This window comes from Sulfurimonas sp. CVO (assembly GCF_009883775.1).
Lineage (GTDB): Bacteria > Campylobacterota > Campylobacteria > Campylobacterales > Sulfurimonadaceae > Sulfurimonas > Sulfurimonas xiamenensis.
The window spans coordinates 1468907-1481004 of sequence record NZ_CP033720.1; the positions used below are offsets into that span (position 1 = coordinate 1468907).

General features: G+C 34.3%; 11 protein-coding genes. 1 reads left to right on the forward strand and 10 read right to left on the reverse strand.

Features of this window, described 5'->3' with window-relative positions; translation table 11 throughout:
* Positions 1 to 49: 49 nt before the first annotated feature.
* The 3 genes from CVO_RS07370 to ovoA are packed head-to-tail and all read right to left on the reverse strand — an operon-like array spanning position 50 to position 3774.
* Positions 50 to 469: a pyridoxamine 5'-phosphate oxidase family protein gene (locus CVO_RS07370; protein WP_152298818.1), complete on the reverse strand. Its 420-nt coding sequence runs from the start codon at positions 467 to 469 to the stop codon at positions 50 to 52.
* A 21-nt stretch (positions 470 to 490) separates the two neighbouring features.
* A complete protein-coding gene (locus CVO_RS07375) occupies positions 491 to 1690 on the reverse strand; it encodes a PatB family C-S lyase (protein ID WP_241690952.1) in 1200 nt (399 codons plus the stop codon).
* Positions 1675 to 3774, reverse strand: a complete 2100-nt coding sequence (gene ovoA, locus CVO_RS07380) for a 5-histidylcysteine sulfoxide synthase (protein ID WP_159571252.1) — start codon at positions 3772 to 3774, stop codon at positions 1675 to 1677. The genes CVO_RS07375 and ovoA overlap by 16 nt, the downstream gene beginning before the upstream one ends.
* A gap of 28 nt (positions 3775 to 3802) precedes the next feature.
* Between ovoA and pgeF the strand changes: the two genes are divergently transcribed.
* Positions 3803 to 4528, forward strand: a complete 726-nt coding sequence (gene pgeF / locus CVO_RS07385; RefSeq protein ID WP_159571255.1) for a peptidoglycan editing factor PgeF — start codon at positions 3803 to 3805, stop codon at positions 4526 to 4528.
* Here pgeF and dxs read toward each other — a convergent pair.
* The 7 genes from dxs to CVO_RS07420 are packed head-to-tail and all read right to left on the reverse strand — an operon-like array spanning position 4509 to position 12037.
* Entirely contained in the window at positions 4509 to 6332 is a 1824-nt protein-coding gene (dxs, locus tag CVO_RS07390) for a 1-deoxy-D-xylulose-5-phosphate synthase (RefSeq protein ID WP_159571258.1), read from the reverse strand. The genes pgeF and dxs overlap by 20 nt on opposite strands.
* A 13-nt stretch (positions 6333 to 6345) precedes the next feature.
* Positions 6346 to 6678, reverse strand: a complete 333-nt coding sequence (locus tag CVO_RS07395) for a hypothetical protein (RefSeq protein ID WP_152298814.1) — start codon at positions 6676 to 6678, stop codon at positions 6346 to 6348.
* 1 nt (position 6679) lies between these two features.
* Positions 6680 to 7708: a flagellar motor switch protein FliG gene (gene fliG, locus CVO_RS07400; protein ID WP_152298813.1), complete on the reverse strand. Its 1029-nt coding sequence runs from the start codon at positions 7706 to 7708 to the stop codon at positions 6680 to 6682.
* Entirely contained in the window at positions 7709 to 9070 is a 1362-nt protein-coding gene (gene fliF / locus CVO_RS07405; RefSeq protein WP_159571261.1) for a flagellar basal-body MS-ring/collar protein FliF, read from the reverse strand. It abuts the gene before it with no gap.
* A gap of 18 nt (positions 9071 to 9088) precedes the next feature.
* Positions 9089 to 10183, reverse strand: coding sequence for a histidinol-phosphate transaminase (gene hisC, locus CVO_RS07410; protein WP_159571264.1), 1095 nt, complete (start codon positions 10181 to 10183; stop codon positions 9089 to 9091).
* The gene (gene pheA / locus CVO_RS07415) at positions 10173 to 11264 is read right to left on the reverse strand and encodes a prephenate dehydratase (protein ID WP_152298810.1); all 1092 of its coding nucleotides are present in this window, start codon (positions 11262 to 11264) and stop codon (positions 10173 to 10175) included. The genes hisC and pheA overlap by 11 nt, the downstream gene beginning before the upstream one ends.
* A complete protein-coding gene (locus CVO_RS07420) occupies positions 11252 to 12037 on the reverse strand; it encodes an HAD-IIA family hydrolase (protein WP_152298809.1) in 786 nt (261 codons plus the stop codon). The genes pheA and CVO_RS07420 overlap by 13 nt, the downstream gene beginning before the upstream one ends.
* Positions 12038 to 12098 lie beyond the last annotated feature (61 nt).

Here is a 12098-nt window from a genome sequence, read left to right on the forward strand (position 1 = left end):
ACAGCTTACTTAAAACCTTTAATGCTGCATAAAAATCTGCCATGCTCTTTCAAGATTTCTGCCAAATAATTTTTTTACCAAATCCCAAAGTATTATCCGTCATTTTAAAATAGTTTATTTTTATCTGCCAAAGTTTGGGATTCATAGCAAGAGCATAGGGAAACTTTTTAAAATATAATTTTTTTAAAGTCTCATCTTCTAAAAGCAAAAATTCTCCCCTAAATTGAACTCCTTCTATTTTACCTACTATTTTAGTCTCTAAAACAACTGCTCCTGCAACAAAAGGATTTTTCAAAATATTTTGTATATGCGTAGTAGCTTCGCTGCTTGCCACGACAAAAGAGTTCTTTACTTTATCAAAAACATAAAAAAGGCTGCATGCGCTAAGCTCTTTTTCATTTGATGTAGCAAGAGTTAAAACATGATGTTTTGATAAAAACTTATCTATTTTTTCTAAATCACTACTCATTACAACTTCTTTCTATTTATATCAATCAATTTTTTTATACTCTAACAATACTTTTTCTAGTGAACTAACTATTTGAATCATTTTAACAGAGCAAACTGCAAAATTCAATCTCATAAAACAACTTCCCTCCCTGCCAAAACCAAGCCCGGCACTAAGACCTAATTTTGCCTCTTTTACAAAAAAATCTCTCAACTCTTTATCTCGAAGTTTCATCCCTCTGCAATCGAGCCATGCGAGATAGGTTCCTTCTATAGGTGTTACTTTTATAAGATGCGGGAATTTTTCACATACCTTCTGCAACATATTGTAGTTTTTTAAAAGATGCTCTTTTAATGCTTCAAGCCACTCTCTACCATCTTTGTAAGCAGTTTCAAAAGCTACATGCGAAAGAGAGCTTCCATTTGCAAAATGGATACGGTTATAGACTTTTAAAAATTTCTCTCTTAAATCTCTGTTTGGTATTGCCACGCTGCTTATAGCAAATCCCGCCATATTAAATGTTTTTCCAACTCCTATAGCCGTAGCTGCTATATCTCTGGCTTCTTGAGAGAGCGAGACAAAAGGAGTATGTTTGCTTGGAGCATAAACCAAATCACAATGTATCTCATCGCTAAATACGACAATATTGTGTTTAAGACAAACTTTTAAAATCTCTTCCAATTCTTCTCTTTTCCAAACCCTTCCAACCGGATTATGCGGCGAACAAAGAAGCAAAAGCTTTGTCTTTTCATCAATTTTTGATTTTAAATCTTCTATATCAAAAGTGTATTTTCCATCTTTACCAAGCTTTAGAGGATTTTTTAAGATCTCTCTCTCACGCTCCATCACACTGTGAAAAAAAGGTGAATAGACAGGTGTTTGCACTATCACTTTATCACCCTTTTGTGTAAATGCTTCTATCGCAACATTCATGCTTGCAACCACAGAGTGCGAATAGAGCATATCTTCAAGCACAAACTCTACATTATGCTCCCTCTTCATCCACTCTATTTGAGCGTCAAACATACTAGATGGCACCTCTTCATATCCTATAACCGGATGTTCTAATCTCTTTTTTACAGCATTTAACACAAAATCAGGTGTATCAATATCCATATCTGCCACCCACAAAGGCTCCACACCCTTAGTTCCAAATAGCTTCTCTCTTAAAACATACTTCTCCGAATTTGTGTCTTCTCTTGGTACAGAAGTTGAAAAGTCGTATCTCACTTCTTTCTCCAAACACTTACCTCTGCAACACTGTGCTGAAACTTTCTTGCTGTCTCTTTTATAACAAACTCTCTATCCTCTACATGTAAAAGTTCAAAATTTTTGCCAAGTATCGCTTTGAGCGTATCTATGGTTTTAACCTCTTTGCCACTCTCATCTCTATATCCGCCCAGCCAGAACTCTTTTTTGGTTGAACTCTCCTGCCATGTGTATGGTGATGTTAAAATCAATACACCTTCGTTGTTTAGTCTATTATGCACACTCTCTAAAAATAGTTTAGGGTTGTAGAGCCTGTCTATGAGGTTTGTAGCGAGTATTAAGTCATAAGAATTAAAATTTGGTTTTAAGTTGCATGCGTCACCCTGCCAGAATGAGACTTTTTCTTTTACTTTCTCATAACCGAGCTCTTCTATACTTACCCTCTTTTTTTGCACCAAATCGCCCTCAGTTTTTGAAGAAAATGCTATGTATCCCTCATTTTTGAGCTTTACGCCCACGCCTATAAATCTAGCGGAAAAGTCAATCCCTTCAACTTTGTTAAAACTCTTGGCAAGCTCAAATGTTGTTCTTCCCGTTGCACATCCCATATCAAGTGCTTTTGTATAATTTTTTACAAATTTAGAGGCTATTTTTGCGCACTCAATTGCAAAGTTTTTTACGCCTAAGTATGCATCTCCATACTGGAATTCACAATACTGTGACACCAATTCATCGCTCTCGTAAACATCTTGTTCTATCTTTATGTCACTGTTTGATACTACATATCTAAAACCGGCATTTTGAGGGAAGTGTTTGCGAAATGCGTAGCGGGAGTGTTTCATAATTAAATTTCCGCTACTTGCCCACGATGAGCCTAAAATAAGCGCATGTCTATTGTCAAATGTAGGTACAGAAAAATCATCATATGCCGGATGCACTTCAAAACCCTCAAAACCAAATATCGGCGTTCTACTCCACTGCCAGACATTCCCGACAACATCATATATGCCGTTAAAGCCAAACTCATTTACAGGGCATGAACTAAAGTAGTGATAGAAGTTTAGATTTGCTCTGCTCTCATGAAAGTCAGGAATATCACGCAAACCTGCATAATCATATATCAGTCTATACTCCGCCTCACTCGGCAAAGAATAAAATACTCCATCCTTTTTACTTTTGTAACGACAAAACGCCTCTGCTTCAAGTGCGTTAACATCAACCGGCCAGTCAAGCGGCATATCTATGAGCTTGCAAAGCGTTCTGTATCTAAATTTGCCATTTTCAAAAACCCAAAAAGTTGGGTGTTTCGCACCGCTGATTTTTAAAAACTTTCTCCCCTCATCATCCCAAAACTCTTCATTTTCATATCCGCCATCTTTTACAAATTCCATAAACTCGCCATTGCTTACCAAATATTTTGAAGTCTTAAAATCATCCACATATTGCGAATATTTACCATATTCGTTATCCCATCCGTAGAGATTATGTGATTTATCTTTACCTAAAACAACATTGGCACCCTCTATTTTTATCATCTCATTTTTTACAGCCTCCGAACTATGCGGACAGATGTTGAACTCTCTTACCTCTTTAACATTTTTAAGCGGCATCTGACGGTGCAGAACCAAAGAGGTTTCTATATGAATGCGCTCATGCTCTATACCCATTAAAATTATCCACATAGGCGATTCCTGTGTGATTGGCAGAGTTAGAGGAAGTGAACTTATAAGCCCATCAACAAGACTTCTAACCTTTTTGCGGTACTCTCTTACATCCTCCACTTTAGGCCATTTGTAACGGCTGCTCTCTAAGTCATCCCACTCCATCTCATCCACACCCACGGCAAAGATAGACTCAAACTCAGAGTTTATACGCTCTTTAATTATCTTCATATAAACTAGTTTGTTTATAAAAAAAGTTGCCGTATGTCCAAAATAAAATATCATCGGATGACGAGTCGGTTCAGATTTTTGATAAAAAATCTCATCGCTCTTTAGTACTTCAAAAATCTTCTCAAAAATATCGTAAGTATTGTGAAAATATGCTCTTATCTCTTCTCTTTTTGCCTCTATATCTAAACCATCCAAAGTAACCGGATATAAACTAAACTTACTCAAAATATTCCCTTTTGGATATAATTTTTCTATGAAATTTTATTATAGTAAAAAACTAGACTCATTTACAAACCTCTTGCACGCTTTTACAACAAAAGAGTGTGGAAACTTGGCATTTCATGTCGGAGGTAACGAAACAGAGGTGCAGAAAAATCATGAACTCTTAGCAAAAGAGCTAGGGTATGAAAAAAACTCGCTCGTGCACATGAAACAGATTCACTCCGATATCGTATATATGGTAAGAGATGAAGACTTTCAAACTCCGCCAACTTGCGATGCGCTTATAACAAACAGAAAAAACACTCCGCTTATGGTTATGGTAGCTGATTGTTCTCCTTTGCTTTTATACGATGATAAAAAAAAGGTTATCGCTGCTGTTCATGCAGGAAGAGCAGGCGCATTTAAAAATATAGTAAAAAATGTAATTAAGAAGATGCAAACGGAATTTGACTCAGATCCAAAAGACATATATGTAAGCGCTGGTGCGAGCATTGGTGTCTGCTGTTATAAAGTTGGAAGTGAGATTTACGAAGAGGCAAAAGCACTATCTTTAGAGTATGCTGTTCAAAAAAGGAACGAGAACTTCTATCTTGATGTAGCTGCAATTTTAAAAAAACAACTTTTATCTTGCGGCATAAAAAGAGAAAATATTGAGTTTTGCGATGAGTGCACATGCTGCAATACTCATAAATATTTTTCATACAGAGCTAAAGCAAAAACAGGAAGGTTTGCGGGAGTTATTCAACTAACTCCATAATCTTTTTTGCCAGCTGTAAAGGCAAAAGTCCCAAAGACTCCTCCACCTGTTTCGTATTTCCATGAGTAATAAAATTATCTTCATACTCAAAACTCACCACTTCTACATCCAAAATCTTCTCTTTTGACAAAAACTCTAAAATAGCACTGCCGACTCCGCCCATCTTTGCGCTGTCGCTAAATACGAACCACTTTTTATGTTTTGCAGCCATTTCACGAAGCATCTCATTATCAAGAGGCTTTACAAATCGCAAATCTAAAATGCTAACTTCATCATTTAATAACTCAGCTGTCTGATAAGCACGACCGACACCATTTCCATAGCCTATAAACAAAATATCACTGCTATTTGAACGAAGCAGTTGTGATTTTGCCAATTCAAAGGGCTGAGATTCCGGCAGATCAGTCTCTATGAATGAGCCTCGCGGATAACGCAGAGAACATGTGTGCTGATAACTGGCTGCAAAAGCAAGAGCTTGATGAAAAGATTTTTCATCTCTAGGAGCAAAAAGAGTCATATTTGGTATAGCTCTTAAAAAGCTGATATCAAAAACCCCTTGATGAGTTTCGCCATCTTCGCCGACTATTCCGGCACGATCAAGTGCAAAAACAACCGGCAGATCCATTAGGCATGTATCATGTATTATTTGATCATACCCTCGTTGTAAAAATGTAGAGTAGATTGTACAAAATGGCTTAAATCCCTCTTTTGCTAAAGCCGCCATTGAAGTAACAGCATGCTGTTCTGCAATTGCCACATCCCAAAATCTATTTGGATACTTTTGAATTAATTCGCTTAAACCCGTTCCACTAGGCATAGCAGCCGTTGCACCAACAATTTTTTCATTCTCCTCACACAAGTGCAAAAGAGCTTCTGCATATATTTTAGTTGCACTCTTAAGCGTGCTCTTGTTAGATGAATTTCCACTATCTATATCAAAAGGTCCAACTCCATGCCATTTTTCTTCCTGTCCCTCAGCCTTTTCATAACCTTTTCCTTTAATCGTCTGAGCATGAACAATAACAGGTTTTTTAAGCTCTTTAGCTTTTTGAAGTATCTCTATAAGCGAAGGAAGATTATGTCCGTCAATGGGCCCTATATAATCAATTCCCATCTCTTCAAACATAATACCCGGAGTTATAAGCTTTAGAGACTCTTCCATTCTTTTTGCAATATAGTGCGCACTCTCTCCAAAATTATCTACAAAATTTTCAGTATGCTTTTTAAAGTTTTGATAAAATGGTGATGCCATGGCTGAACTAAGCATTCTGCTTAGTGCTCCAATGGGCTTAGATATGCTCATCTCGTTATCATTAAGTATAATAATCATCGGATATTTTCTATCGCCTAGTTCATTAAGAGCTTCATAAACCATCCCTGCAGTCATAGACCCATCGCCAATCATAACTACAGGAACTCTTTCATTTTGCTCACCTTTAAGAGCAATTGCTTTAGCAGCACCAACACCCAAAGATATTGAAGTAGAGCTGTGTCCCGCCACAAAGTAGTCATGTTCACTCTCACTTGGTTTTGTATAGCCAGATAGACCGTTAAACTGCCTTAGTGTATCAAACTCTTTCCATCTTCCTGTTAAAAGTTTATGTGCGTAAGACTGGTGCGATACATCAAAAATAAAAGGATCTTTTTTACTGTCAAATACCTTATGCATAGCTACTATAAGCTCAGTAGCTCCCAAAGTAGAACTTAAATGTCCGCCATTTTTACTGACCACTCTTAAAATTTCTTCTCGTATCTCTTTACAAAGATTTTCTAATTCTTTAATTGTGCTTGTTTTTATATTCATAAATCTATTTTACTCACTTAATATTGCTTTTTTTATATTGTCTAAGAGCTTTTGCTTCACCATCTTTAATGCCTTTGGCATAAGATTTCTCTTTTATTTTTTTAAGCTTTTTTTTATGCTTATGTTTCATTTTCTGCAATTTAATTTGAAGCTTTATAATATCAGATGTTATTATATCAGTTTCTCTCTTTTGTATATGTTTCTGATTTTTAACAATATTTTTTTCTTGATTTGCTAAAGATTCTTTAACCTTTTTTTTGGATTCTAAATTAATATTTAATATCTTAAATTCATACTTATCAATATTGTGTTTTTTAATATTTTCACTGCTTATTATACTTGACAAACTACTTTACCGCCTCTTTTTTTCCTAAATCTAATTGAATTATTTCATCTTCAACAAGGCTTTCAACTCTCTTAATGACTCTTCTTTGCGCATCTTTAATATCTCTCATCTTTACTACACCCAAAAACTGACCCTCTTCTTCAAAAACTTTTTTGCCTTTTTCACTCATAACACTAAAAAAAGCATCTCTAAGCTCTGGAGAGGCACTTTTTAACGCAAGCATTAAATCATGCTTATCTACACTGTTAAGTATCTCTATAATTGCTTTTTTTTCAAGTGTTTTTATATCTTCAAAAGAAAACATCATATCTTTAATAAGAGTTGATATCTCTTTATCCTGCTCACATATTTTAACAAATGTCTCTTTGGAAATTTTTTCATCAAAAGAGTTTAAAATAGCAGCAACTGCACGAAGACCGCCGATTTTAAACTCTTTTGATGAAGAGAGTTCCAGTTTGGATTTAAGAACATCGGAAACTCTTTTTATTACAGATGAGGAGATATCCCCCAGTTTAGCAATTCTTATCAAAACCTCACTTCTTAAATCATCTGAAAAATAGTGCAATGTATCGGCTGCTTCAACTGCATCCATGTGAGCTAAAATAAGCGCTGCTGTTTGAGGATGTTCATCAACAAGAAGCTTTGAGAGCTGCTGAGGCTTGATTTTTGACAAATATGAAAAGTATTGATCCTCTTGTAATGTTTTTGAGAGTTTTTCTAAAATCTTATCTGCATCTTCAACATCAAGTGCTCTGTAAAGAAGCTCTTTGGTATATTTTATACCTCTGCCGATAATAAACTGCTGCGATTGAAAAATTGCATAAAATTCTTTAAGCACAGCTACCGCAACAGCTTTTTCTACACTTTTGTTGCTAGCTATATATTTTGAAACTTCTGTTATTGCATCAACACTCATATTTGAAAATACAGAAGCTGTTGTATCTTCACCCATAAGCATTAATAGAACTGCTATTTTTTCCGCTCTACTCATTTTATCAAATTTTGCTTGCTGTGCGGGATTTAGATTCATCTATCTTCTCCTGTGCATTATAGCTTCTTGAGCATCTTCTGCAATTAAAGCTTGAAAAATATTTGCGGCAGCTTCGGGTGATTTGTCAATCATAATTTTCATTTTATCAAGAGAAATAGTATATTTATCCTCATCTTTATAAAAATTTTTTTCAACATCAGAATCTAAAAATATTTCACTTGATTTCTGCTCTTTTTTAGAAACTTTAAATGCTTTTTTTGCAAATGGAGCAATCAATTTTATATAGACAATAAAAAGAAATATAAATACAAATAAATATTTCAAAAATTCAAAAAACGACACATCTGTTTTATTTTTTAGTGCATTAACCTCAGCTATTTTAAACTGCGCATTTTTAACACTTATCTGGTCACCTCTCTCCTTGTTTATGCCGATTAAACGGCTAACCAATAAAGATATAGTTTTTAAATCATTCTCTGATAGCGGCTCATACTCCAGCTCATTTGTAGGATTGCCATCTGCATCAGATTTATATTTATAATCTCCATCCACAATAACGGTGGCCATAATCTTTTTAATTTGTGCAAACTCGGAATTATATTTATCAGAAGAAGGTTCTTTAACAGAAAAATCAAAGTCGATGTTAACCTGTGCGGCAATTTTTTTATCTTTACCGATATAAGGAGAAATAGCCTCTATAATTTTTCTCTCTTTTTTTTTCTCTTCATTTGCTTTAAAATTTTGCTGCATAATTGAGAGAGTAGTCAACTGCTCCATCTCATCTATATTTCCGATAATTTCTGTATTATTATCTATAAGAACAACATCCGATGGAGAAAGGTTTGGTACCGCTGCTGCAACAAGATTTTTAATCCCTCTTATTTGTTTTAAAGAGAGCTCTCTTCCTTTGGTCAATTGAAGCAGAACCAAAGTTGTTGCATTTTTTTGTAAAGTCAAACGAACACTGACATTTTCAACCACTGAAAGTACATTAATCGTACGGGAGAGTTCATCTTCTAGTGCTTGAAAATATTTTTCATTTTGCTTAAAATCTTCTTCACTTAAACTTACTGAGCCTTTTTTTACAATTCCCAAAGAAGCAATTGCAATGCGCTCTTTATATAAAATATTTCTAGGAATTTTTATAATATTATTATCCAGCAATTCATAAGAGATACTTTTTTTTTCTAACTCTTCGATAACTTTGGCAGCATCTGCTGAAGCCAAAGAGCCAAAAAGCACTTCATATCTACTATTTATATTTTTTTCAGCCGTATAAACACTCAAAAAAATTAAAAATATGATAATAGCCGCAACAGCAGAACCAATAATAAGCTTTTGTTTTTTACTTAGCCTATTTTTTAGAACAAAAAGTTGCGAAAAAAGTACTTTAGAATTCATCAATTTCCTATTTTTAAATTATAAAAATTGTTTTACTAATTCAAAAAAACGACTATTTTGCTCTTCTGTCCCTATTGTAACTCTAATTGCATTCATATTATAACTGCTCAAATCTCTTACTATCATACCTTTTTTCAAAAGAGAATTTGATATCTTTGTAGAATCTTGATTTGAATTTAAACAAAATGTAATAAAATTAGTATAACTATTTATTATATCTATTTTTTGCTCTTTTGCAAATTGTTCGTAGCGTTTCATCTGCTCAAGATTAAGAGTTACACTCTTTTTTACAAACTCTTCATCACTAAGCGCTACACTTGCAGCTTCAAGAGACAAAGTGGTAATATTAAAAGGAGGTCTAAGTTTGTATAGCTCTTTTATTATATTGTGATCAGCCACGCCATATCCGACTCTCATCCCGCCAAGCCCGTAAGCTTTAGAAAATGTACCAAGATAAACAACATTATCAAACTCTTCTATAAGTTTTTTTACAGCTATCTCTTTTGAACTATCTTTAGCAATAGCATACTCCATATAAGCGCCGTCTATAACCACAAGTGTGTCACTGTCTATCTTCTTTAAAAAATCATATATTTTTTGAGCGTCAAGTGCATCTCCTGTTGGATTATTTGGCGTACATATAAATATGATTTCTGGTTTCTCTTCTTTGTAAAGTGCATAAAATTCATCAAGATCATGCTCTTGTGAAGCCGTTTTAATAATATTTGCTCCTACATGTTTAGCATATATTTCATACATCGCAAATGTTATACTGTTCATCAAGATTTTTGAAGATGAAGAGGCTTTTGCATGAATTAAAAACTCTATAACCTGATCACTGCCTGAACCAATAATTATATTTTCATTTTCAACATCAAATCTTTTACTTAATCCATTTTTCAGCTTTATCATAGAATCATCAGGATAAAGAGCCATTTTAGTCACAATCTCACTAACAGCAGCCACAACCTTAGGAGAAGTTCCGTAAGGGTTCTCGTTTGATGCAAGCTTTATAATATCTTTTGGTTCTATGCCAAACTCTCTTACAACCAACTCTATCGGTTTTCCAGTCTCATATGTTTTTATATTTTCTAAATTTTTATTAAACTTCAATCTCTTCACCTTTTACATAACTTCCTAACCAAGTTACTTCCCCTTTATGTTTTTGTAGTACCTTTTGAAACTTTTCATCATCAATATGCCCGTAAAAATCTATAAAAAACCAGTAATCAAATCCGCCCTTGTTTTTTGAAGGTCGTGATTCTATTTTTGAAAGATTTATATTTTGTTCATTAAAATCTTGTAAAAAATGAACAAGCGATCCTGCTTTCACAGAATCTTTGAGTCTCACTAAAATAGAAGTTTTGTCATCTTGACTCTTAGCATTTTTAAAATCACTAAGAATTATAAATCTTGTCAAAGAGCCTATATCATCTTCGATGCGGTCAAACATTGTCGGCACACGATACAATTTTGCTGCAATATGACTACAAAGAGCAGCAGCATTTGGATCTTTTGAAGCCAAAATTGCTGCTTTTGCAGTCGACTCAACCGGAATTTGTTCCACATTAACAAGGTTATACTCCTGAAGAAACTCTTTACACTGCCCAAAACCTTTGTCTTTTGAATAAATCTTAGTTATTTGCGATATTTTCTTTGCTTTTGTAACAAATGACATATGAATAGGCATATATAGTTCTGCCACAATTTTTACAGAACTTTTTGCCAAAAGATCAAGTGTTTCACCTACTACTCCGTCTCTTGAGTTTTCTATCGGAACAATTCCAAATTTAGCTCTTTTTGCTTCAAGTGTTTTAAAAACAGAGTGAATAGAGCTTAAAGAAAGGTAGTCGCTCATCGCCCCAAAACGACTCTCTGCCGCTTGATGAGTAAAACTTCCCTCAGGACCGAGATAAGCTATACGCTCCGGAAGCTCCAAGTTTCTTGAAACTGCAAAAATTTCTAAAAATATAGCTTCGATGGCATTTTTATTTAAAAGTCCCTGCTGATCCATACTATTTTGAGTCAATCTTTGAATAATTGCTTTTTCTCTCTCCGGTCTATATATTGCGCTATCACTATCTTTTTTGATTTCGCCCACCCGCTTAACAATTTCCATTCTTTTATTAAGAAGTTTTAGCACCTCATCATCAATAGCATCAATTGCAACTCTACAATCTTCTAAAGTTTCCATCTATCCTCCAAAATCTCCTGCATATCGGCATAAATAAAATCTGGCTTTAATTCAGGTTTTAAAAAAGGTACTATCTCTTGAGCACTTTTATATTTTCCGCTTGTAACAAAAATCGTTTTCATCCCCATCTCTTTAGCTCCGCCCAAATCACCCTTTACATCATCACTAATAATAGTTATATCACTAAATTTAGCACTTTTTTCTTGTAATTGCAACATCTTTAAAGCCTCATTGTAAAAAGAAACACTTGGTTTTCCAACAACATCATAAGAGGAGGATGTTGCAAATTCAAGCATCTTTAAAATTGCTCCGACACCGGGATACCTTTTGTTGTTTTTTGCATATATTGATGTTTCATGCATACCCACCAAAGATGCGCCATTAAGCAAAAAATCTATCATCTGCGCATACTCCTCGGCAGAAAAATTCTCTTTTATCGCAACTAAAACTGTTTTGGGATTTTTATAATTTAAAATATACCCCATTTTTTTCAAAACACTCAAAAATTCTTCTGCTCCATAGGCCGCAACAGCTTCTTTTTCTAAAGAAGATTCTAAAAGCATAAGCGGATCAAGATATTTTGTAAATTCAAAATGAAAACCTATTGATTGAAGATAACTATAAAAATCTTTTGAAGCTTTTTTAGTATTGTTAGTAATAACCATATATGGAATTTTTTCTTCATTTAATTTTTCGATAAACTCTATGCTTCCACGCAATGGAGATTTATCCGCATCACTAATTAAAGTACCTTGAACATCAATGAAATACAATTAAACACCTCCAAAATATTCTATTTTTTTCAACCTCTCAGCTATACAACAGAAAAAGTTT